The 21,361-nt window shown below is 45.5% G+C and carries 22 protein-coding genes; 7 read left to right on the top strand and 15 right to left on the bottom strand.

Annotated features, from left to right (window positions below):
• Positions 1–15: 15 nt before the first annotated feature.
• From LZZ85_RS03945 to LZZ85_RS03900, 10 genes are all read right to left on the bottom strand, one after another.
• Positions 16–1,485 carry a geranylgeranyl reductase family protein gene (locus LZZ85_RS03945; protein ID WP_237868642.1) on the bottom strand — a complete coding sequence of 490 codons (1,470 nt, stop codon included), beginning with the start codon at positions 1,483–1,485 and terminating at the stop codon, positions 16–18.
• Positions 1,486–1,535: 50 nt separating this feature from the next.
• On the bottom strand, positions 1,536–2,564 hold the full coding sequence (locus tag LZZ85_RS03940) for a polyprenyl synthetase family protein (RefSeq protein WP_237868641.1): 1,029 nt from the start codon (positions 2,562–2,564) through the stop codon (positions 1,536–1,538).
• A gap of 303 nt (positions 2,565–2,867) precedes the next feature.
• On the bottom strand, positions 2,868–3,614 hold the full coding sequence (locus LZZ85_RS03935) for a COG1470 family protein (RefSeq protein ID WP_237868640.1): 747 nt from the start codon (positions 3,612–3,614) through the stop codon (positions 2,868–2,870).
• Positions 3,580–4,263, bottom strand: coding sequence for a COG1470 family protein (locus LZZ85_RS03930; protein WP_237868639.1), 684 nt, complete (start codon positions 4,261–4,263; stop codon positions 3,580–3,582). Before LZZ85_RS03930 ends, LZZ85_RS03935 begins: the two co-directional genes overlap by 35 nt.
• Positions 4,264–4,290: 27 nt before the next feature.
• Positions 4,291–4,953 carry a hypothetical protein gene (locus tag LZZ85_RS03925; protein WP_237868638.1) on the bottom strand — a complete coding sequence of 221 codons (663 nt, stop codon included), beginning with the start codon at positions 4,951–4,953 and terminating at the stop codon, positions 4,291–4,293.
• Positions 4,954–4,971: 18 nt separating this feature from the next.
• On the bottom strand, positions 4,972–5,736 hold the full coding sequence (locus LZZ85_RS03920; protein WP_237868637.1) for a hypothetical protein: 765 nt from the start codon (positions 5,734–5,736) through the stop codon (positions 4,972–4,974).
• Between the two features lie 31 nt (positions 5,737–5,767).
• On the bottom strand, positions 5,768–6,280 hold the full coding sequence (locus LZZ85_RS03915) for a hypothetical protein (RefSeq protein ID WP_237868636.1): 513 nt from the start codon (positions 6,278–6,280) through the stop codon (positions 5,768–5,770).
• A gap of 437 nt (positions 6,281–6,717) precedes the next feature.
• A complete protein-coding gene (locus tag LZZ85_RS03910) occupies positions 6,718–7,437 on the bottom strand; it encodes an SDR family NAD(P)-dependent oxidoreductase (protein WP_237868635.1) in 720 nt (239 codons plus the stop codon).
• Positions 7,438–7,674: 237 nt separating this feature from the next.
• Entirely contained in the window at positions 7,675–7,911 is a 237-nt protein-coding gene (locus tag LZZ85_RS03905; protein ID WP_237868634.1) for a hypothetical protein, read from the bottom strand.
• Positions 7,912–8,028: 117 nt separating this feature from the next.
• Positions 8,029–9,606: a vitamin K epoxide reductase family protein gene (locus LZZ85_RS03900; RefSeq protein WP_237868633.1), complete on the bottom strand. Its 1,578-nt coding sequence runs from the start codon at positions 9,604–9,606 to the stop codon at positions 8,029–8,031.
• Between the two features lie 298 nt (positions 9,607–9,904).
• Here LZZ85_RS03900 and LZZ85_RS03895 point away from each other — a divergent pair, with 298 nt between their 5' ends.
• The 3 genes from LZZ85_RS03895 to LZZ85_RS03885 all read left to right on the top strand — a co-directional run bounded on the left by LZZ85_RS03895 (position 9,905) and on the right by LZZ85_RS03885 (position 11,847).
• Positions 9,905–10,123 carry a helix-turn-helix domain-containing protein gene (locus tag LZZ85_RS03895; RefSeq protein ID WP_237868632.1) on the top strand — a complete coding sequence of 73 codons (219 nt, stop codon included), beginning with the start codon at positions 9,905–9,907 and terminating at the stop codon, positions 10,121–10,123.
• A 210-nt stretch (positions 10,124–10,333) separates the two neighbouring features.
• Positions 10,334–11,173, top strand: coding sequence for an AraC family transcriptional regulator (locus LZZ85_RS03890; protein WP_237868631.1), 840 nt, complete (start codon positions 10,334–10,336; stop codon positions 11,171–11,173).
• A gap of 110 nt (positions 11,174–11,283) precedes the next feature.
• The gene (locus tag LZZ85_RS03885) at positions 11,284–11,847 is read left to right on the top strand and encodes a pyridoxamine 5'-phosphate oxidase family protein (RefSeq protein ID WP_237868630.1); all 564 of its coding nucleotides are present in this window, start codon (positions 11,284–11,286) and stop codon (positions 11,845–11,847) included.
• A 5-nt stretch (positions 11,848–11,852) separates the two neighbouring features.
• Here LZZ85_RS03885 and LZZ85_RS03880 read toward each other — a convergent pair whose 3' ends face one another.
• The 3 genes from LZZ85_RS03880 to LZZ85_RS03870 are packed head-to-tail and all read right to left on the bottom strand — an operon-like array spanning position 11,853 to position 14,812.
• Complete coding sequence (locus LZZ85_RS03880) at positions 11,853–13,181, bottom strand: nucleoside hydrolase-like domain-containing protein (RefSeq protein WP_237868629.1); 1,329 nt, start codon at positions 13,179–13,181, stop codon at positions 11,853–11,855.
• Positions 13,178–13,801: a glycoside hydrolase family protein gene (locus LZZ85_RS03875; RefSeq protein ID WP_237868628.1), complete on the bottom strand. Its 624-nt coding sequence runs from the start codon at positions 13,799–13,801 to the stop codon at positions 13,178–13,180. The genes LZZ85_RS03880 and LZZ85_RS03875 overlap by 4 nt, the downstream gene beginning before the upstream one ends.
• A 42-nt stretch (positions 13,802–13,843) precedes the next feature.
• Positions 13,844–14,812, bottom strand: a complete 969-nt coding sequence (locus LZZ85_RS03870; protein ID WP_237869230.1) for a glycoside hydrolase family 28 protein — start codon at positions 14,810–14,812, stop codon at positions 13,844–13,846.
• Positions 14,813–15,111: 299 nt separating this feature from the next.
• On the opposite strand from LZZ85_RS03870, the gene LZZ85_RS03865 reads away from it, so the two are divergent.
• The 4 genes from LZZ85_RS03865 to LZZ85_RS03850 are packed head-to-tail and all read left to right on the top strand — an operon-like array spanning position 15,112 to position 17,833.
• Entirely contained in the window at positions 15,112–15,495 is a 384-nt protein-coding gene (locus tag LZZ85_RS03865) for a hypothetical protein (RefSeq protein ID WP_237868627.1), read from the top strand.
• Entirely contained in the window at positions 15,489–16,289 is an 801-nt protein-coding gene (locus LZZ85_RS03860) for an MbnP family protein (RefSeq protein WP_237868626.1), read from the top strand. Before LZZ85_RS03865 ends, LZZ85_RS03860 begins: the two co-directional genes overlap by 7 nt.
• Positions 16,289–17,350 carry a cytochrome-c peroxidase gene (locus LZZ85_RS03855; RefSeq protein WP_237868625.1) on the top strand — a complete coding sequence of 354 codons (1,062 nt, stop codon included), beginning with the start codon at positions 16,289–16,291 and terminating at the stop codon, positions 17,348–17,350. Before LZZ85_RS03860 ends, LZZ85_RS03855 begins: the two co-directional genes overlap by 1 nt.
• A gap of 24 nt (positions 17,351–17,374) precedes the next feature.
• Positions 17,375–17,833 (top strand): GNAT family N-acetyltransferase, encoded by a 459-nt coding sequence (locus LZZ85_RS03850; protein ID WP_237868624.1) that lies wholly within the window; start codon positions 17,375–17,377, stop codon positions 17,831–17,833.
• 709 nt (positions 17,834–18,542) lie between these two features.
• Here LZZ85_RS03850 and LZZ85_RS03845 read toward each other — a convergent pair.
• Positions 18,543–20,258, bottom strand: coding sequence for a ribonucleoside-diphosphate reductase subunit alpha (locus LZZ85_RS03845; protein WP_237868623.1), 1,716 nt, complete (start codon positions 20,256–20,258; stop codon positions 18,543–18,545).
• Positions 20,259–20,303: 45 nt separating this feature from the next.
• Complete coding sequence (locus LZZ85_RS03840) at positions 20,304–21,278, bottom strand: ribonucleotide-diphosphate reductase subunit beta (RefSeq protein ID WP_237868622.1); 975 nt, start codon at positions 21,276–21,278, stop codon at positions 20,304–20,306.
• Between the last annotated feature and the right edge of the window lie 83 nt (positions 21,279–21,361).

Raw genomic sequence — 21,361 nt, 5'->3', positions numbered from 1 at the left:
ACTATCACCGGCCGATCAGCGGCCATTAGCGTTCATTCGTGTGATGATATGGGCGGCTACTTTCGCCGTCTTGCCCAATGTATTTTTCATCCAGTCTATATGATCTTTCTGATAAGTGGATAGTTCAGACAGAAGAGCCGTTATACTCTCCGTCGCCTGCAATCCTGTTGCGATCAGCCCTCCCGGTTGCCCCATCGCTTTTTTAAAACCTTCGCTGAATTCAGTGGCCCCCTGCTTCACCGAATTGAGGATAAATGAAGCATTCAGCGCTTTATAGGATGGATAGGTTCCTTCGAAAATGCCTGCGATGGTGTCTGCATACTTCGGATCCTGTTTTGCTCTTGCGATCATTACTTCCAGTATGGTCATCCATAATTTGCTTAAAGATCTATTCCGGGGAAACTGTACCAGCAGATTGGATAATGCGAAATCATAACCAAGCTCTGCATTCACCCGCCGCTGGTAGCTTTGAAGCCCATTTACAGAGAGGTCATTTGCCTGCAGACAATGGCTGATCGTTTCAGCAGCCCACCTTGCGCTTAGCAATGCATACTGGATCCCATCACCACTTAAAGGATTGATCAAACCAGCTGCATCACCCGCAAGCAACACACGATCTCCTATGATGCGGGTTTTACTGTTATAGAAAGTAATTGGCCAGCCCATGATCTTACCCTCCATCTGTCCATTGCCGATCCGCTCACGTATATCTTTATTCCTGGCAATATGATTGATCAGCAATTGCTTTACATCAGCGGTTTTAGTGGGCAGCGTCTTGGAGACCATTGCCATTCCGATGTTGGCACCTGCGGGGCCTTTGGGAAACATCCAGAAGATCCCGGGAAAACTTTCTTCACTGAAATAAATATCCACTCTGTCAGTTGGGCCATTCACCTTTTCATAATAAGCACGAAGACCCACCAGCTGGAACTCGCTGTCTGGTGGTTTGCCATTGAGTTGACGGGCCACTACAGACCGGCTTCCATCTGCACCAACGATCATCTTTGCATTGAGTGTAAAATTTTTTCTCCCTTGTTTCAATTGCGCGATCGCCACTCCCGATCTTATTTCAAAACCCGTCACCCTTGTATTCTCCAGGTATGTGGCACCAGCTTTTTGCGCGGCGGAAACGATCCATTGATCCAGCTCCACCCGCGGAATGATATGTGCGTGAAAGGGAAGATGATCAGGCTTCGAGAGATTGATGATCACTTTATCATTCTTAATGAATAATCCGACCTGCTTTATCTCATTCGTTGACGCAAACTTCTCTGTTTGTGTAATGCCCATGGCCTGCAGTTCTGCCAAAGCGATCGGGCTCACCCCATCACCACAGACCTTATCGCGGGGAAACGACTCAGCATCCACAACGATCACCTTATACCCCTGGCTGGCCAGATGAAATGCGAGACCGCTACCCGCCGGGCCACCTCCCGCGATCAGCACATCGCAGTCATATTTATTCAACGTTCGTACGATCAGCATATAGTATGGCAATTATTAATGAACGACCTGCCCGACCCTGGCAAAGAATGCTAGTAGTCTCGATTGATCATATAAAGAATTATACTTTCAATGAATGATTTATCTTTTGACGATGGAAATCTCGAGAAGATGCTGTAAAATTCTTTCAATGCTCCTCCTGCCATATACTTCGCATTGCGCTTCGCGTATTCAATGCTTTCATACCGGTGCATAAGCGACAGGATCTGCGTGGCCATTTGCTGGTCGCGCTCCCTGATAGGCCGTGATAAAAAATGCATGATCTCTTTGCGCTCGGCGGCTGAACATGCTCCAAGAAGATGGATCAGTATCAGGGTCCGTTTACCTTCTACAATATCCCCACCGATCTCTTTTCCGTATTTCTTTTCTTCCGCAACAAGGTTCAATACATCATCCTGGATCTGGAAGGCTACTCCCATAAAATAGCCGAGTCGATTGAACAGATCAGGATCAACCTTCCCATGCGAACCGATCATCGCACCGATGCGAATGGGATGGATACAGGTATACCAGCAGGTCTTCTTCAGGATCATCCTGTAGTAATCTTCATCAGCAAGATCCTCCCGGTTATCCTGCCGCCAGCCGAGCTCCATTGCCTGTCCTTCCGCCGACTCTATCACCATATGCTGTATCTCCATAAAGATAGCCAGCGTCAGTTTCGGACCAAGCAATTCCCGGTTCTTAAGCAGTGGATACATGGCCAGCGCATTCATCGCATCGCCAACATTAATAGCGATCGATCTGCTGCTGTACTCATGCATTGTAGGGCGATTCCGCCGTGAAAGGCTCTCATCCTCCACATCATCGTGGATCAGGAACGCATTGTGCAGCAACTCCAGTGTCACCGCACTGTTGAGCGTAAGCGCCGGCGATCCTCCATATACGTTACCGGTTGCAATCGCCAGGCCTGGTCTGAAATACTTTCCACCCCGCCCGGGATAATCCGGCACCAGATCATACAAATACTTTCTAGGCTCCTTGTCCGGAATATAGTGAGCCATAGCCTGCGAAGTAAGCCGGCCATACTCTTCGAGAACGGAGCGCATGAGGTGTTCAGACATGGGGGGAGGGGGGTGAAGGGGTGAAGAGTTAAGAGATTAAGAGTTTAAGAGTTTAAAAGTTTAATAGTTTAAGGGTTTAATAGTTTAAAAGTTTAACAGTTATGGTTAGGGCGTTTTGGACGGTGTTGCGATAATTGAGTTTTATGCGATTTAAGGATCTCGATCGTTACAATTATCCTTAGATAGAATTACGAATCCGCCTAAACCGTACGAACCTCACCAAATGCGCTCCTAAACTTTTAAACCCTTAAACCCTTAAACCCTTAAACTATTAAACTATTAAACTCTTAAACTATTAAACTCTTAAACTTTTAAACTCCTTCCCTCTTCCCCTCCCTCTTGTACTTCAAAACTGAGCACCACCTTCACGTCCGGCATCTGTTTTACCGTCAGGATCGAGTTGTATTGTCCCGGTGCACATATGCGTGGCAGTCTGACCTGGATGGTCACCTCTTTTTCTTCACCAGGATTCAATAGAAAGGAAGATGGATCAACGGTCAAATTTTTTACCGGAACCTTTTGGTTATCCGGTCCGGAGAAGTCTGTTTTTTGCAGATCGAGCTGAACAGGTACTTTTATGGTGTCGTCACTCAGCACAAATGACAAGGTGATGGTACTGCCGGCGCTCACAGGGCCATCATGATCAACCATCTGAACAGAACTATTTGCGCCCGGTCTGAAAGCGTCCGCCTTTGCACCCCCATTATTTTCCTTTGACACGGAATCCGTTAAAATCCCAACCTGTTTCGACAATGCAGCTAATGCATCCAGGAAGATATCCAGCGCCTCATGCGTGTCTTTACGGATCCTGTTCATGAGATTCTGACTGTCATCACGCACTTCTTCCACATTGATCATCTTCTTCTCGATGCGCTTCGCGGCAAGTATGCCTGCGGCGATCTCCTCTTCCAGTACATTCACCGCGGAATTGATCACTTTCTGCGCATTATTGAGCATGTTGTTGGGATGCAGACTGTCAAACAACTTGTCTGCTCCTGTTTTGCTCTCCTGCTGTTTACTTCCGCTTTGATTTTTTTTCTTTACCGCCATCAGTACCAGGTTGCGTTGGTGATTCAATAACAGTAAGCTGAACCGAAAAGTGCGCAGGTTCAAATCCTTTTACCTGTACACGCGTGGTATAAAGACCCGGAGCTGCATCAGCGGGAATATCTACAACGATATCGATCGAATGAGATTCACCGGCATTCAGTGTAAAAACGGGTGGAGTAAAATCCATCCTGAAACGCTGCAGAACTTCATCCCGTGCCGGGCCTGTAAAACCTGTGTGTACTAGTTGACACGCCACTGCTTCCTGCTTTATATTATCCAATAGGAACTGAAATCTGACCTGCTGACCGGCCGGCGTTTCTTTTTCCAAAACAAAACTTGGCTGATCAGCTGGAGTCTCTTCAGAAGGATGGTTGTCACTATCCGTTGCAGCGGAATTATTTACCGTCCGCATAAAGCTTACACCAAGATCAACCAGGTTATTGAAATGTTCCAGATTAAGTTTCATGTATTCACCGAACGTATTGGACAGCGTTTCACCCTTCAGGAAGTTGAACCGCTTTGTTCCATCCTGTTTACCTATTTGCTGAAAGAATTTCGAGCTTTCGTTCAGGAACACTTTGTTTGCCTCAACGGATTTATTCAGCGCTTCTTCCAGCGCCTTTGAAAAAGCTTGCTTTTCATTGCTCATTACACAGGAATTTTGTTTGCGGAATAGTTACTGGTTCGCACGCACATCCTTCTTCGGTTCGCAGTAAAAATGACTTTGCCAGCTTTGCCAGCGTAACTGGTATTGTTTTTCATCCTGTGGCTGAGCGGTAACGAGATGATGATCGTTATCGATCTTAAGTGTGAAGCAGATATTCTGATTGATCTCTTTTTCGCGCAGCACAATTTCGGTTGTATAAGTAGCGCCATTGGCAAATTGCCCAAGCTCGATCATCATGACAACTCTTTCAGACCTTCCCGGTTCAACAGTAACCGTTTGCTTGCTCAACTGCGGCTGAAATGGCGCCATATTCCCATCCTGGTCTTTCAGTTCACGCACACCGACCCGGTATGTTTTTATTTTGCTGCAGGAGTTCTTCACCATAAAGGGAATGAGGATCCGTTCATCCTGTGCGGCAATGCGTGTGATCTGTGCGATGCAATGCGGCGGGCATTTTGGTTCAGGCGGACAACAGTTGCAATTATCACTAGTAAGTTTCGGAAGCTTAATGGACGCAGGATTTATATTCTTCACAGACTGGCTGATAGAAGACATATTATTGAGCATTCCATCCATTACCGGCCTGAACGATTGAAGTGAACTATCTGCGATCTTCGACAGCGTATCACTGATCATTGCCTGCAAGCTGTCTGGCTTTGTGGTGTTTTGCATATCGGAAAGGTTTGAGTTTTACTGTGCTTTCACCATATAGGTCAGCTCCTGGTCCCAGAACCTGACATTGCCGCCATAGTCTTTCTTTCCATCACTATTCTTCGGCATGGTGATCTGAAGATGTATCATTTGTTTTGCACCAGGTTCAAGCACCTGGCCATTCTCTTCTATTTCTGCATTGGCCCAATCGGGCAGGTTGGCATGCATGTTTTTTGCCACCTCATCCAAAGCCGACATTGCGCCGCCGGCGCCACCAATGCGCATACCCATGCCAAACGCACGACAGATCAGATCCATATCAAGAGCGGCTATATGTTTGACATCGGGGACCTGAAAAGGAATATTGCCAAGATTGGAAAGCATGAAGACAGCAGTATGCCTGGTACCGGCATTGGTTCCGGTGAACACAAAATGACGCGGGTGAATATCGATCTCGATCACGCCCTGCACAATGATCTTTACCTTTCGTTGCTCGCCACCCACCATGATCGTGTTTTCATATTCACCTGGAGCAGTAAAGGAATCTACCTGGTGCCATACTTCTACCATCTTTGCTTCACCCGGATGGAGCCTGCATGACAAATTCAGTGAGGCATCCATGCCGGCAGTCCCGCGCAGTTGCTGATCCTGCGATAGCGGCAATGATTTTACTTTCAGCGTATCATTATTATGATTGCTGACAAGGATATGTCCTCTCAGGTCACCGGGAGGGCCGTTAAGGATTATCTCTTCGTTGCCGGCAGACAGTTTCTCATGGAAAGCGCCTGATGTTACTCTTACCATTTTGAAATGTTTAGATTTTACAAAGATCACTTTACCCGTTGTTGCCGGTGTTTTGACCGGCAGTATTACCTGTTACATTACCACGGTCCGGGAAAGGCCTTGTGTCCGGTTCGCAACAGTCTGTTGTTTCGCAACGCTCGGCTGCATTGGGAATGTATGGCTCTGTGATCACCTGACCTTCGCCACTTACACAAACGCTGAGCATTTCAACGCCGAAGAGCTTAACACATACATTGGAATAATTAGGAATGCGCATGCGCACTTTCATCATGTCTTTTATATCCTGGAGAGTAAAACGCGGAAGATTGAGTATCTCAACTTTGCTGTCAGTGGCCACCGGCTGATTTGCATCACCGGTAAGCTTCAACACATTGTCTGTCTTTAATTCGCCACTTACTTTTGTTTCAAGACTGCCTGAGTGAATGGCCCCAAATGACCCGGAGAGATTAGTATCGAGACCGCCATCCAGTGTAGTGTCCACATCAAAAGTTGTTTCAGGCCTCAACTTATGGGTAAAACTTGTAGGAATGCTTGGCATGCTCATAGTTGGAGGTTTAGGTTTAACGTATCGTAATTTACACAAATTGATAGTCTGACAACAATATATTTTGATCAAGAAAGCAATATGACATATATGGAGTATCAATAACAGTCATTAAGTAAACAATCGATCAATTGCCTCGCTCAAATGAGGGATGCAACTAACAGATCTGCCGGAGATCATGTGTATGACAATGAATAATTCAAAGAAGAAGTAGCGTGCAGGGATATTCAAAAACGCTTGTTTATAGTGTGAACGATCAACAACGGGTAATACTTTCCGGGAAAGCATCATGCAGGGTTGAGTGGCGTTACTTTTGCACGGATCATCATCTTAGGCATCAGCAGGGATGCTGATTTTCTGGCTCGTGAAGATCATGTTGGCTCATCGATCAAAGAATATGTCCACAACAAAAATATTTATTGCATTAACCTGTTAAACTACCAAGCCACTTCTTCCCCTTTATGCACAAATTTCCCGGTTGCCCCGTTTTCATCGAGCAAAGCCATTTCCAGTATTGATCTCACGCCGTCTTCTATCTCTAATGGCGCGTATGGCCCGCCCATATCCGTTTTCACCCATCCGGGATGAACGGAGTTCACTTTCACCAGCGTGCCCTGCAATAAAGAAGACAAATGAATAGTATAAGTATTGAGGGCTGCTTTGCTGGCATTATAAGCAAAAGTCTTTGGCAGTTCGGGGATCATCGCCTGCATTTGCTGCGAGCCCATATTGGTGGAAACATTTACGATCCGCGGAGCCTTACTTTTCAGCAGCAGTGGTAACAGCCTGTTCGTGAGTAATACAGGCCCAAAGAAATTCACCTCAAAGGTTGCTTTTAATTGCTGCGCGGTAATTGACGCTGCGGAATTCTTCATCAGATCTTCTTCCAGCATCACGCCTGCATTATTGATCAGAATATCCAGATGACCATCTGCACTCAGAATAGTGTCATGTACTTTATTGAACGAATCACTATCCTGCATATTTAAAATGATGATCGCGGCCTGCGAAGGATCAGCTAATGTAGCTTTCACTGTTTTCGCCGCTTCCTCATTACGTACACCCATCCATACAAAATAGCCCAGTTTATTCAATTGCCTTGAAAGTTCGAGGCCCAGGCCACGGTTGGCGCCGGTAATAAGTACATTCTTTCGCATCTGTTAGTTTTTCGTGATTGAAAATTTATACAGCGCGTGTGGAAGAGGATACAAATCTAATCATCCCGTGCCGTGATCCGGATCCGTTCATACAGAAAGATGAGCATTTCAGTAATACGAAACAACCCTTCAGGTTGTTGCAAGATCAAAGCACCTGCACTAACAGGAACAGGCACCTGTTTTAGTCTTTACCTATCATTAAAAGAAAACAGGGATGTTTGACACCCCTGTTTAACTTTATGGATTGGGAACCTGTGGCTCTCCTACTCCGGGGCAATACTTGTGATTGGCATAGCCGTTGTCATTGCAGGTGCACCGGACATTTGCAATACACTCGCAAGGCCCCGAACAAGCAAGACCAATGTTGCTACCGTCTGTGCAGATGGTAGAACATGAACCGTCGGTGAACCCACCAGTGATCTGCCGCTGAGCTGCTTTGCTCAACGGACTTCCCAGTTGTTTCAGTTTTTTCATTCATTTGAATTTAAGATGAAGAATTGCCTGTTTGTGTCAGGCCATACACCCGTTTTCATGCTGGAAACGGACAGCTTTGATCAAAGATCATTACAGACCTGATAGAGGTCCGGTATGTTAGATTGAGGCATCTTCAGGCAAGAGCCGGTCAGGGATATCAGCCGCTTGTGCAACTTCATTAGGCTTTATCAGCGCCAGCAGATCGGTAAATGCATATTCCTCCGGCATCTCACGTCCATTGATAAAGATGGTAGGTGTATGGACGATTGCTGCGTCCCTGTTCCAGTTTCCATGCATCGTCAGGATGCTTCCTACATCGACAGGATCTTCAAGTGGATATTGCTGCCTGAACTTATCAGCATCCATATGCTTATACCAGTCATGCAGCGCTTTTCTTTTGTACTCAATTGATCGGCCATTCAGTACCTGTAACAAGTAGGTTACGGCGACAGTACGCCTGTCTTCTTTCATCTCCGGGTTGATAGAAAAACGTACCGTCACGCCGATCCCTTTAGCTATTGCCAGTTCATGTAAAACATCATGTGCATTTGCGCAGGGGCCGCAATACAGACTACAGGCCACAACGATCTGAGTGGCTGCATGCGAATCTCCCAACTGAAGATCATGTTCCCAGGGCTGAGTGTCTACCCTTCGCTGAAGCCCCAGCATCGAGCGGAATATATTAGTGTTATTCCGGAACCGCTGCAATACATAATTATCTTCTTCCAGCTTTTTCTTATCCTGTATCAGCGGGCGTAAAAATGCCAGCCATAAAGAAGAAACCAGCAGCAATACAAAGGCTGCTTCCGCAAAGGCTGCTAAAGGAGGAATAGTATTAGACAACTCACCGATGGCAGGAATTTGTAAAACAAATTGCACCGACAGGACAAATAGTGTCAGAAGACACAGCCTGCACCATTTCCTGATCACTCTCCATTGATAATACAAAGAAAAAAAGACGAACGGTACTGCCGCGACAGAAAAAGCAGGCACTAAAACGTTCTGCCTCGTGATGAGCAGAAGAAAGACAGTAAAAAAAATAACACCTGCGTCCGTCCAGCTAAACCAATCCAGCAATTTACTACCATGGGACAGGAGCACATTATCACAGGAATATTCCTTGTTGCTTCCGCATAGCTTTTGGACCAATTTACCGGGAACACCCAATTCCTTCTGGAGTATCATCAAGGATAATCCAACGCCCAGGAATGTGGCAACAAGCAGCAATACCTGTTTCACCGGCGAGGTATTATCCACCGTTAAAAGAGACAGGACCAATAACATAACAAAAATAGAAATGGTGGTATTTTTCCTTACCCTTTGCCCCCTGTTGATCTTATCTATTTCCTTATTGGTCCAGCCTTCGGGACGCTCAGCAAAAAGACCAATACCCTCCCAATGTTCAAGCGCACCACCTTTTTGCATCAAAGCAGGATCATTCTTTTGAACAAGGATGAACTGGCCTCCATTTTTGGGAGTGTGAGCCAGAAACGGGAATGGCAGGTCATTCCATGCTGACCTGTCTACCACATACACTGCATTATCAATGGACAGATCATCCAGGATATCAGTAAATGCCAGCATAGACGGGTAATCAGGATGACTAAGTAATTTCTTATGAATATAACTGAATGATACCGGGATCTTCAATTGAGATAACCAGTGATAAAAAGTCTGACTCAACTCATTCTGCATACGTGAAGGTTTGTAAACTTAAAGAAGTGTGCGGCACATGATAACGTCCAGGCAAATACGGACTGCTACCAGCGTGATAAAATTCTTATTTGTTTTTTTACAAACCTGAAGATGCCGGTTGTACTATACAACCAAACGGTAAGTGTTTTTTCTTAATCCAAAACACTGATTTCACGACACGATAAAAAAATCTCGTTATATCATAAAATAATCAACACAAGAGCTACTGCTGGTATTGTTTCATTATCTTAATGCAACCAAGCCCTTTATCTTTTAAACCTTTTAAACTACTCTAACTATGTATGCCGGTGATATTCTAAAACGTCTCCGTTTATTAAAAGGATTCAGTCAAAAAGGAATGGCGAACATGCTGGGTATCTCCCAGCAGGCTTATTCGAAGATTGAAAAAATGGATGTAGTTCACCACCATCGCTTCTTACAGATCACAAAGTTATTATCCTGTTCAGAAAAGGAATTGCAGATCGCGAGAGCCTATTTTGAGTTTGGATCCTGTTGACGCAGCAAAAGATAGCAATCTGTCCGGGGTTGCTATCTTTTGCTTGCAACGAACAAATTTGCCTATAAGAAATAAACAGATCCCCTAAAATCAAAGAATTAAGCGAACATAATGATCAGCTGGCATAAAACCCTAAGCTGCTATTATAAAATGGGACAACTATTACATTGTTATCTTCTTATAACCGGATATTTTTGGAAAAAGAAACGAATGGTTTTCGAAAACGATTCTAAAGAAAGCCTGGGGATATATGATCTCGATAAAGGCAATAGCGATATCGTATTCAATGTGCGGCCGACTGATATGACGTTCATCTGGAATACAGGGGATCGTATGCTTATTACGATCGACAAGATCCCTTACGAGCTCAAAAGAAATCAGGTCATTTTCCTGACCGAATTCCATAAAATTGATCAGCTCGAAATAGAGACGGCCAGAATGGTCAGATTCAACCAGCCATTTTATTGCATCGTTAATCATGACAATGAAGTTGGAAGCAAGGGCTTTTTGTTTTTTGGAGCTTCGGGAATTCCGGTAATCACAATAGAAGAGAGCCTGATCAGGGAATACGAAATGTCCTGGGAGAATTTCATCTCAGAAATGAAAGAGTCGGACATACTCAAGAAGGAGATGCTTCAATCTGTGTTAAAAAGAATGCTGATCCTTTCTGCAAGGATCCTGCGCAAATCGACAAACTTTCACAAGCTGGAGAAAGGCCAGAGTGATATCGTCAGAGAATTCAATTATCTCGTCGAACGGCATTTTGCAGAGCATCATGATGTGGCATTTTATGCATCCAGGCTTAATAAGTCGCCAAAAACATTATCCAACCTGTTTTCGATCATATCAGACAGGGCTCCATTGAATATCATTCATGACCGCATACTGATCCATGCCCGGAGACAGATCAGCTATACGAACCGGTCGATCAAAGAGATCGCCTACGAATTAGGATATGAGGATCTGCAGGCATTCAGCCGCTTTTTCAAGAACAAAGAAGGTCTTTCACCCATTCAATACCGCGAAAGATCCGGCCAGGCTGAGGCCTGAAAAGGAATAATTGACAACAATCCGGGAATTATTCCCTACCCATCCCTGCGTTTTATGAGACAACTTCGCATAACAGATCATACAAACCGCTGAAAATAAACAGTTTTATCATGAACTATTCGAATCTTGCTTTCTCCGACGTAATAAAATCCATCCAGGATAAACTGGGTAGCAGGGACACATATGAACGCGTCGAGAAAATGAGCTATGTTGACGGACTCACTGCCATCGAATCATCATTCATCAGCCAGATGGATAGTTTCTATATGGCGTCGTTTGGAGAAAATGGATTTCCTTATATCCAGCATCGCGGCGGGCCACAGGGCTTTGTAAAAGTGATCGATAAAGAAACGGTCGGTATCGTGGATTTCCAGGGAAACCGGCAATACATTTCTGTCGGCAATATCCAGACAAACCCGAAGGTATCGCTAATCATGGTCTCCTATCCGCTACGGGCAAGGTTAAAGATCTATGCAGAGGCTGAGATCGTGGAACTCGCCGACAATCCCGCATTGTTCGACCTCCTCAAACCGCATGATTATAAATTCCGTCCGGAGCGAATGATGCTGTTTCATATCAAAGCGTACGACTGGAATTGCCCGCAGCATATAACGCCAAGGTATACGATGGAAGAGATCGGGTCTATGTTTGGTAAGGTTGAACCGGGCGTTTAAACATTTTAATCTTTCAACCACTCCCATCTTTTTGCCCAATCGTTGAGGTACGCAGCACGATGCTTCGAAACAGTTTTAGCTCCTTGCTGGGAGCCGATGAACAAAGAAGATTCTTTCCTGTCTGTATACCAGTTCCGGCCAACCTTGTAATCTTCCAAATTTTCTTTTCCTGGCCAGGGTATTACCGCCACATACTGTCCCTTCAGTCCGTTTAACGCTGGAATAGAGCTGATCGTTGAATAACTGGCGGTTTCTGCCTGCTTGGGACTATAGCGTACGGCATAGCGTCCTTGCCCAAGGTAATAGCCCGGCCATTTTTGTCCCGATATCTCCATCTCGAAACAAACTGAGTCAGCAGCTATCTGCAGTGATGGCCCGGTGAAGTGCCATTCAATGATCGCATAGGTAGCCACGGTATCGGTGATCAATGATCGATCTCTGAATATCTTTCTCGGGCTTCTTGCGATCCGGGTAAAGCTTCCACCCCAGCTATCGCCGCCTGGATTGTCGGGGTCTCCATGCTGTAGATACGCGAAAGAAGGAGTGTCGCCCATTTTCAGGTTGCCGCCATAATAGTTGATAAAATCTGTGCCCATGGCGCCACTTCCGTTGATATACTTATTGAAATACGTTTTTGCCTTTAGTTCTTCCGGCGCATCTGCATCCATGAACCAACCGCGGTATGTTGCATTTGCTTCGATCATCCAAAGATCAGGATGGTTGGCTGCGATGTAATGATAAGCATTCGGGCCCCACTTTTTATTCGGGCCTCCGATCCAGTATACCCGGATATTTTTCTTTATCGCGGGTGAATCGTGAAGAGCCTGCGCTACATCTTCCAATCCGCCCCAAACCAGCACCCATAGCGGAGAAGAAGATCTTTTACTTGCGCATTCAACCAGCCATTTCGAACCTTCTGTGGCTGTTGCATAGCCTTTGAACGGCGCGCCGGCGACAGCTCCCTGTTTTGTCAGCCCGCGTAATGACCCGGGTGCCGGATACCCTTTCGCATGCCTGCTAAGCGAGGGAAGATCTTTTTCATAAAGGTTGATCATGTCCACAATGTGCTGCTTCCGGCCCTGAACAAACGAGGTCGAAACGAGTCCTTCGATCGAAAAATCATTTGCATACATCAGCAGGTGGATCATGGATTGATTATCATCCGGATCGGTACCTCCGATATCTGTACTGATAAAGAGACGTGGCTTATGTTGAGCCATACTTTCACTGCTCATTTGCAGAAACACAAGCGCCGCTAATACAGAACCCCGTAAAGTCCTTTTTATAGCCTGAGTGCACAAAATGTATTTCATAAACGCGATACTCTTTTTCATTGATCATTTTTTCCGTTTGCAGAAACAGGCCTGACCCAGTTTGCCTCTTTCCATCCAGTCGGTTTTAAGGGAGAGCAATTTTTGAACTTAATAGCCGCTGACGCTGGCCCGGACACATCAACATAGAGCAATGCTCCTCCCGTATTGAATCTGACATTTTCAAAAAGCATGTTCCTGGCGTCAAGCAGGCTGATCAGGGAATCACTGGTTTCAATGGTGGCGTTCTTCAATACGAATCCATTTACATCCGCAGCTCTGATCAGTTTCGCAGAACGGATGGATATATTCTCAATAAGCACATTTTCAAGCGGCGTTTCTGGTATCGCTGTTGCTTTTATGAACTGACTTGCCTGCTCTGCAATAATATCCCGCGCTGTAATATTTTTGAATTGCGGTGTCAATGGAGTAACGGGCAGTACGGGCAGGCGTTTTGCGAGGTTGCCAACATAAGCAGGGCTACCAAGCATATCCCATTCGAACACCGGTCCAGATAAATTCATCCTGATCCTTTCATAGAAAAGATTTTCTCCTCCGCCACCGCGCGGGCGTCGCGTTTTAAACCTAAGACCTGTACGTGTATGTTCAAACACACAATCATGTACATACAGATTGCGGATCATTGCGGCAGTTTCACTGCCAACCGTCACTCCCCCATGGCCTTCTCACGCGAGGCAGTGCCTGATCACAATATTTTCGCTCGGAATATTTACCCGTTTACCATCTTCCGCCCTTCCTGCTTTAATAGTAAAACAATCGTCACCGCAATTAAGTGTACAATATTCTATCAGGACATTACGGGACGACTCAATGTCTATCCCATCTCCCCGGGGAATTCCGACAGAGTTCACCGTCACACCGCGAATGATCACGCCATCGCAATAGGCCGGCACAATGTTCCAGAATGCTGTTTTTTCCAGCGTAATACCCTCGATATACACATCTTTACAATTGATGGGAGAAATGAACATCGGGCGAAATACAAAATCGTTACCATATCCTTCGAACACTCTGTCTGCAACAGGCTTAGTGTGTGGGACGAGGTCTTCGGTCACGATCGTGTCCCTCGCCTGCCTGCTTATCGATCCTCCTTTTGCAGGTCCGACGAGTTTTCCCTTACCGGTAATGGCGATATGCTGCTGCCCGTTCGCATAAATACACGCACCAAGAGACATCACTTCTACACCTTCAAATCGTGTAAATACCGCCGGGCGATAATCCTCCACTTCGCCGCTGAAATAGATCACGGCACCGTCCTCCAGATGTAAGTTGACGTTGCTCTTTAAGTGGATCCGTCCCGAATACCATTCACCTTTCGGGATGATAACAGTCCCGCCGTTCCGTTGGCTTACTTCATCTATTGCTGATTGAATGGCTGTGGTGTGTTTTCCATTTGATGATGATGCTGCACGGACGGTGATCGTCAATGCAGGGAATAAAGGCTTCTTAAAATCTTTAACAGGAAAGGGCGCTTTCACCGGTGCAATATCAGCAGGAAGTGCATGGGCTCCGACCTGGTTACGATCTGGCGCAGAAGGCGCATATCCCTGCTTCGATGACTGCTGGATAGACCCGCAAGACAGTTGAAGCAGTACGATGGAAAAGAATACAGACCGGATCATCGGAGATATCATCACTCGAGCTATTTTGAATAAAAATAAAGAGAACGCGCCGAAGTTCACCGATTACCTGTGCTGAGAATTGCGAGCTTGCGTCCAGACACTGATCCGCAGCCTGTGGCTACCCTTTATACCAGGCATATAAAAAGTGCACGGTAGCATTTGGACGGAATAAAGGGCTTAATAAGCCTTGCTATACCGCCAGAAGTCTTAACCCAAGGAGATTAGTCCTGGCCAAATGAAAGAAAATGTGAAAAAACCCCTAACTTCTTCCCATTCCCCAACTTCTTGGATACCTTTATTGCCAAATTCGTATGATGAAAAAAATAGCATTGTTCGCCCTCCTGCTTGCATCGCTCAGTCTTCATGCTCAGAAACAGCAATGGAAGCCATTTCATGAGTTCCGCAACCTGATAGATCAGACATACGAAACCGCGGCAAAAGGTCAATTACAACCAGCAAAGGATAGCGCCATCGTTCTGACAGCAAAAGCAAAAGAATTGCAGGCATCCGCTATCCCTCCCGGTTACGACGCCCGCACACTCAAGTCTCTCCTGAAGAAATTGGTCAAAGACACCGAAGCCCTTCAAAGCGGTGTAAGGAAAAGCAAGGACGATACAGACATCAAAACGCTGATCACGCAGGTAAATGCGACCTTCCAGCAAATACAGGCTAAATGTAACGACCAACTTTGGTAACAGTCAACCTGATGGTATTAAAAAGCAGATATTATTCATACTTCCTCTCTGTTACTTTTATCAGTGCACTGATATCGCTGATCCCACAACCAGGCCTGGCACAAAAAAATAACAGACCGGTGGCCACTGCTACCGTTTCTCTCGAATTCGTTCATACAGTTGGAACACGGGAATTCTCCCCGGACAGCATTTATAAAAATGACTTTGGCGAATCCTTCACTGTAAGCAGGTTCAGGTATTATATCAGCAATATTCAATGGCACAACCGGAAAACAGGCAAGCTATACAAAACGCCGGCCAGCTACTTTTTGATCGATGAAGCGGAACCATTATCAAAACAGATCGATCTGAAAGTACCAGCGGGACAATACACGTCCTTATCGTTTCTGATCGGCGTTGATAGCCTGAAAAATATAAGCGGAGCACAGGATGGCGCTCTGGACCCGATCAATGGAATGTTCTGGACATGGCAAACCGGCTACATCATGGCCAAACTGGAAGGCTCCTCTCCCGTTTCCAAACTACCCCGCAACATGTTTGAATTTCATATCGGCGGGTTCAAAGGCCCCTACAATGTGTTGCAGCGCGTCGAAATCCCAGTAACAGAACGAATGCCCATCATTACAGGAAGCAAACAGTCAACTATCCGGATCTCCGTTGATATCAATAAATGGTTCAATGGAAAACATCCATTGCCACTATCAAAACATACGGCATGCATGACGCCCGGCGAGCTTTCCTTGCAATATGCGGAAAATTATATCACCATGTTCAACGCAGCGGAAGCACAATAATGCGCGCTACGATCATCATATTATCGCTGGCCGTTCTGGTGATGCTTGGTGCTTTTAGCATACAGGCCTTCGTTACAAAAGAAAATCTCATTGGAACTCCCGTAAAACAGATCATTCCTGATGGATTCCCCTCCCCGGTATATAAATTCCAGGATAATCCACTTACAAAGGAAGGCATCGCCCTCGGAAGAAAACTTTTCTATGAGGGGCAGCTCTCCAGAGATGGTATAACATCCTGCGCGTCCTGCCACCAGCAATTTGCCGCCTTCTCAGATTTTGAGCATCCGCTTAGCCACGGATTCAATAATGCCTTTACGATCCGTAATGCGCCGCCTTTATTCAATCTCGCCTGGCACAAAGAACTGCATCTCGATGGCGCCATCAACCATATCGAAGTGCAGCCACTGGCGCCATTGCTGGATACAAACGAAATGGCCACAACGATCGACAGCATCCTGTATAAACTGAATGCTGATCCGCAATACCGTTCAATGTTCAAAGCTGCTTTTGGTGACACGAAGATCAATTCACAACGAATCCTGCGGGCACTGGCCCAGTTCACCGGTACCATCGTTTCAGCCAGTTCGCGATACGATCGCGTTAAAAAAGGGAAAGACAGGTTCAACGACTTCGAGCAACGCGGCTATGAATTATTCCAGTTGCATTGCAACAGTTGCCATGCGGAACCATTCTTTACAGATTTCAGTTATAGAAATATCGGATTGCCACTGGATCCCACCATCAACGATTATGGCCGTATGCGCATCACCGGTCTACCGGCAGATTCACTGAAATTCAAAGTACCGTCTCTGCGGAACATTGCACGTACCGCACCATACTTTCACGATGGACGCACCTGGGGATTAAGTATTGCCACCAATCATTTCAGCATGGCGACACCTGACCCGAATACGGACACGCTGATCATAAACAGCAAACCGCTCGATAAGGCACAGATCCAGTACATCACGTATTTTCTCCGAACGTTGACCGATTCTGTACTGATCAAAAACCCGTCACTATCAGACCCCGCCTTCAAACCATATGAACATATTCGTTAAAACTCATGCCACAGATTAACCAGGATGATACAGCTATATTATGAACAGGTCGATAACAGCAAAAACATCCCTTATGATCTCTTATTACTGGCAGATGAAACCATTGAAGCTATCAACAAATATGTTTTCGGATCAGAGTTCTATCTCGTCAAAAATGACCATCAATTAATTGGAGCATTCTGCCTGTCTCCGATCAGTAGGCAAACAATTGAATTAAAGAACATCGCCGTCCTTCCGGAATTCCAGCGAAAAGGGATCGGCAGTATCATCATCGGTTATATAAAGGAGATCTGCCTGACCCGGTACCCGCAAATTATCGTTGGCACACCCGATTCTGCGGCTGCGCAAATCCAGTTCTATGAAAAGAACGGATTCAAAAGATCTGGTGTCAGAAAAGATTTTTTTATTCAGCAGTACGACGAACCCATATATGAGGACGGCATTCAATTAAGAGACATGCTTTTATTAACATACAAGTTCTGAGGTAAAAATACTGGTCACATTCCGGTCTTATGATCTTAACAGGCAGTAAGGTATCAGGTGCAAACTCGGAGGATGAGGTGTTCAGTTTATGTTACAGTTCGTCAATTCAACATAGTACTTCCGTTATTTTCCCGGGAGATCCTGTGTTTTTCCCATGGATTCCCTTTTACATACAATGATATTTACAGCAGAGAAATTTCTTAGTCACCGTCATTTTCAGGACTGGTGGAGGAGGGCAGTCCTGAAAAGGGCGGTGCGTTTTTTTTCATTTATTAGTATGATCAAAAAAGGAATAGTGAGATAGGAATTGTGGAATTATACAAATGAAAAGTGGGCGACGACAGTCAAACGCAGCAATGCGGTTGCTGTCGTATGCCCATTTCTGGCCTGCGCGCGCGCGGCAAATGGATCGTAATGCGCGGCCGTGAACGCATCGTCGCGCGGCGGGAATATTAGCCCGCCCCCGGGGAAGCGTAGCCCCCGAGACTTACCAAACCTTTTGCGAGACATCAACCTATGGAACCTTTGAAACCCATTAAACCTTCGAAACCTGTGCAACTTTCCGCCCTTCAAACCTCCCATTACACCAACTGCTTGTCTCCTCAGCCTGATAGCATCGAACCGGGGCTGCCATTGGTCACGGAAAACACAAAAACGCCTCCCGATCAGGAGGCGTTGATATAAATTGATATGGAACTTCCTTATTTGATCAAGCTTCACAGCTCTTGCAGCTCACCAAACTTGTAACCATTTCTTTTGACACGCTCTGGCTGCGCTGGTAATACAGGGTTTTGATACCCAGCTTCCATGCTTCGATCAGGAGACGGTTCACATCCTTAACAGGAACATCCGAAGGAATGTTTAGGTTCAGGCTTTGAGACTGATCCACATATTGCTGACGGATGGATGCCTGTTGAATGATCTCCAGCTGGCTGATCTCTTTGAATGTCTTGAATACTTCTTTCTCTTCCACCGTCAGCTCTTTCAGGTGCTGCACACTTCCATGATTCAGCATGATCGTGCGCCAGGTATCTTCATTATCGATACCTTTTTTGATCAGCAATTCTTTCAGGTACTTATTCTTCCGCATGAAATTACCTTTCGACAACCCCGCTTTAAAATAGTTGCTGCTGAATGGCTCAATACCGGGCGATGTCTGACCAAGGATTGCGGAAGAAGAGGTAGTTGGCGCAATCGCAAGGACGGTAGTATTTCTCCGGCCATATCCCTTTAACAGATCGGGCTCACCATAGATCCATGCCAGGTCTTTACTTGCTTTTAATGCTTTTTCCTGGATATCTTTAAAGATTGAAGCCGTTAACTGTTTTGCTTTCAGGCCTTCGAAGGGGATCATATTCTTTTGAAGATAGGAATGCCAGCCTAATACACCCAGGCCGAGCGCACGATGTCTCTTCGCAAAAGTGTTCGCAGCTTTCAGGTAGAAATTATCTTCTGTCTTTGCAATGAACTCCTGTAACACGGCATCAAGGAAGAACACAGCCAGTCTTACCGCGTTGGTATCTTTCCATTCATCGTACAACTCGAGGTTCATGGAAGACAGGCAGCAGATGAATGACTCATCTTCTGTAGATGGCAGCATGATCTCGGAGCATAGATTGCTGGCGTTGATCGAAAGATTGGCGTCTTTATAAACCTGCGGCTTATTACGATTCACATTGTCTGTAAAGAAAATGTAAGGAAGACCTTTCTGCTGACGGCTTTCAAGCACTTTCGCCCACACTTCTCTTTTCTTCATATCGCCATCGATCATATCCTGCATCCAGTAGTCCGGAACACAAACTCCGTTGAACAGGTTTTGGATCGGATGACCAATATCTTTAATAGACAGGAACTCCTCGATATCACCATGATCGATATCCATATAGGCAGCGAATGCACCACGGCGAACGCCACCCTGGGAGATCGTATCCATCGCCGTATCGAACAAACGCATAAAGCTGACTGCACCACTGCTCTTTCCGTTATCAGTTACAGCGCTTCCTCTTTCACGCAATGAACCAAAGTAAGCAGACGTACCGCCACCAAGTTTCGTTTGCATGATCACCTCACCAAGCTTATGCGTAATGCCTTCAATATTATCAGGAACATGAACATTAAAGCAGGAGATCGGAAGACCTCTTTCTGTCCCCATATTCGCCCAGATAGGTGAGCTGAGGCTCATCCATCCTCTCTCGATCATTTCCTTGAACGCATCTTTCAATTCAGGTTTATATAAACGCTGAGCTGCAGCAGAACAGATCCGGTCTATTGCACCCTCTACCGTCTCTCCTTTCAAAAGGTATCCGCGGTTGAGTATCTGCTCACTCTCTTCATTCTTCCACCACAGTTTTTCGTGTTCATATTTACCAGCTATATCTGGCAGCTGATCAACTGCGGGCTCTGCTGACTCAAACAATGTTGTCATACTAGTAGATTTAATGGGTTTTGACTATATAATGGAGAAAGTATATTAAAAAAGATCGTGTGCCGAAATGCTCTTATCAAATTTCGTGTATTCAACCGGGCGTTTCGCAAAGAAATCGTCCAGGCTATTGGAGAATACTTCTTCTTCAAACCAGATCATCGGCCGGATATCATCCGCACTTAAATTAAATATCGGAGCAACCCCGATCTGCTCCAGGCTGTCATCTGCACGCTTCTTCATGAAATTGACAAGATTCTTCTTACTGATCACATCAATATCCCCGGCACTGAAGATCCAATCAAGCATGCGCGTTTCCGTAATAATCGATTGCTGAACGATCGTGCGGACATGTTCGATCATCGCCGGTGAAAAGACCTCAGGATATTCTTCCTTCAGTTTATTCACCAGGAATATACCCGCATTTGCATGAATTTGCTCATCCACTGAAGTCCAGGCAATGATATTGCTCACATTTTTCATTAAGCCTTTAAAGCGCGTGAACGCAAGAATGATCGCAAACTGACTGAACAGGCTTACATTCTCAATCAGTAAACTGAACAATATGAGAGACGAAATATATTCTTTCTTATCATCGGATTTTGCATGCTGTAAAGCGGATGACAGGTATCCGATCCGCTCACGCACTACGGGCACTTCAAGCAGACCTTCAAACTGGTTATTATAACCCAACACTTCCAGCAAACGCGAATAAGCTTCTGAGTGACGGAACTCGCACTCTGCAAAAGTGGAACCAAGCCCATTCATCTCGGGTTTTGGAAAATGTTGATAGAGGTTTCCCCAGAAAGATTTTACCGCAACTTCAATCTGCGCGATCGAAAGAAGACTGTTCTTGATAGCCGACTGTTCTTCGGGAGACAGATGAGCATGAAAGTCCTGTATATCGGCTGTAAAATCTACTTCCGAATGAACCCAGAAAGATTTGTTGATCGCCGCAGTGAACTGAAGAACCTCAGGATATTCGAACGGTTTATATTGAATTCTTTTATCAAATAAGCCCATAGCACAATAATTTTAGCTGTCACGTCCGTACAGCGCAGAAACCTGTGCTGGCAGATCATGACCTATTAACAAAGGGGAATAAA

Source organism: Terrimonas ginsenosidimutans, assembly GCF_022012415.1.
Taxonomy (GTDB): domain Bacteria; phylum Bacteroidota; class Bacteroidia; order Chitinophagales; family Chitinophagaceae; genus Terrimonas_A; species Terrimonas_A ginsenosidimutans.
The sequence above is the reverse complement of the archived record's forward strand: the minus strand, read 5'-3'. Positions and strand labels throughout refer to the sequence as shown.

Bases quoted from the DNA above. Each gene is read 5' to 3' on its own strand.
- LZZ85_RS03925 (WP_237868638.1), bottom strand. From the start codon at position 4,953: ATGCAAAACACCACAAAGCCAGACAGCTTGCAGGCAATGATCAGTGAT.
- LZZ85_RS03865 (WP_237868627.1), top strand. From the start codon at position 15,112: ATGATGAAAAAAATAGCATTGTTCGCCCTCCTGCTTGCATCGCTCAGT.
- LZZ85_RS03880 (WP_237868629.1), bottom strand. From the start codon at position 13,181: ATGAAAAAGAGTATCGCGTTTATGAAATACATTTTGTGCACTCAGGCT.
- LZZ85_RS03915 (WP_237868636.1), bottom strand. From the start codon at position 6,280: ATGAGCATGCCAAGCATTCCTACAAGTTTTACCCATAAGTTGAGGCCT.
- LZZ85_RS03940 (WP_237868641.1), bottom strand. From the start codon at position 2,564: ATGTCTGAACACCTCATGCGCTCCGTTCTCGAAGAGTATGGCCGGCTT.
- LZZ85_RS03855 (WP_237868625.1), top strand. From the start codon at position 16,289: ATGCGCGCTACGATCATCATATTATCGCTGGCCGTTCTGGTGATGCTT.
- LZZ85_RS03930 (WP_237868639.1), bottom strand. From the start codon at position 4,263: ATGAGCAATGAAAAGCAAGCTTTTTCAAAGGCGCTGGAAGAAGCGCTG.
- LZZ85_RS03870 (WP_237869230.1), bottom strand. From the start codon at position 14,812: ATGATATCTCCGATGATCCGGTCTGTATTCTTTTCCATCGTACTGCTT.
- LZZ85_RS03875 (WP_237868628.1), bottom strand. From the start codon at position 13,801: ATGATCCGCAATCTGTATGTACATGATTGTGTGTTTGAACATACACGT.
- LZZ85_RS03920 (WP_237868637.1), bottom strand. From the start codon at position 5,736: ATGGTAAGAGTAACATCAGGCGCTTTCCATGAGAAACTGTCTGCCGGC.
- LZZ85_RS03905 (WP_237868634.1), bottom strand. From the start codon at position 7,911: ATGAAAAAACTGAAACAACTGGGAAGTCCGTTGAGCAAAGCAGCTCAG.
- LZZ85_RS03910 (WP_237868635.1), bottom strand. From the start codon at position 7,437: ATGCGAAAGAATGTACTTATTACCGGCGCCAACCGTGGCCTGGGCCTC.
- LZZ85_RS03885 (WP_237868630.1), top strand. From the start codon at position 11,284: ATGAACTATTCGAATCTTGCTTTCTCCGACGTAATAAAATCCATCCAG.
- LZZ85_RS03845 (WP_237868623.1), bottom strand. From the start codon at position 20,258: ATGACAACATTGTTTGAGTCAGCAGAGCCCGCAGTTGATCAGCTGCCA.
- LZZ85_RS03945 (WP_237868642.1), bottom strand. From the start codon at position 1,485: ATGCTGATCGTACGAACGTTGAATAAATATGACTGCGATGTGCTGATC.
- LZZ85_RS03935 (WP_237868640.1), bottom strand. From the start codon at position 3,614: ATGGCGGTAAAGAAAAAAAATCAAAGCGGAAGTAAACAGCAGGAGAGC.
- LZZ85_RS03900 (WP_237868633.1), bottom strand. From the start codon at position 9,606: ATGCAGAATGAGTTGAGTCAGACTTTTTATCACTGGTTATCTCAATTG.
- LZZ85_RS03850 (WP_237868624.1), top strand. From the start codon at position 17,375: ATGATACAGCTATATTATGAACAGGTCGATAACAGCAAAAACATCCCT.
- LZZ85_RS03895 (WP_237868632.1), top strand. From the start codon at position 9,905: ATGTATGCCGGTGATATTCTAAAACGTCTCCGTTTATTAAAAGGATTC.
- LZZ85_RS03840 (WP_237868622.1), bottom strand. From the start codon at position 21,278: ATGGGCTTATTTGATAAAAGAATTCAATATAAACCGTTCGAATATCCT.
- LZZ85_RS03890 (WP_237868631.1), top strand. From the start codon at position 10,334: ATGGTTTTCGAAAACGATTCTAAAGAAAGCCTGGGGATATATGATCTC.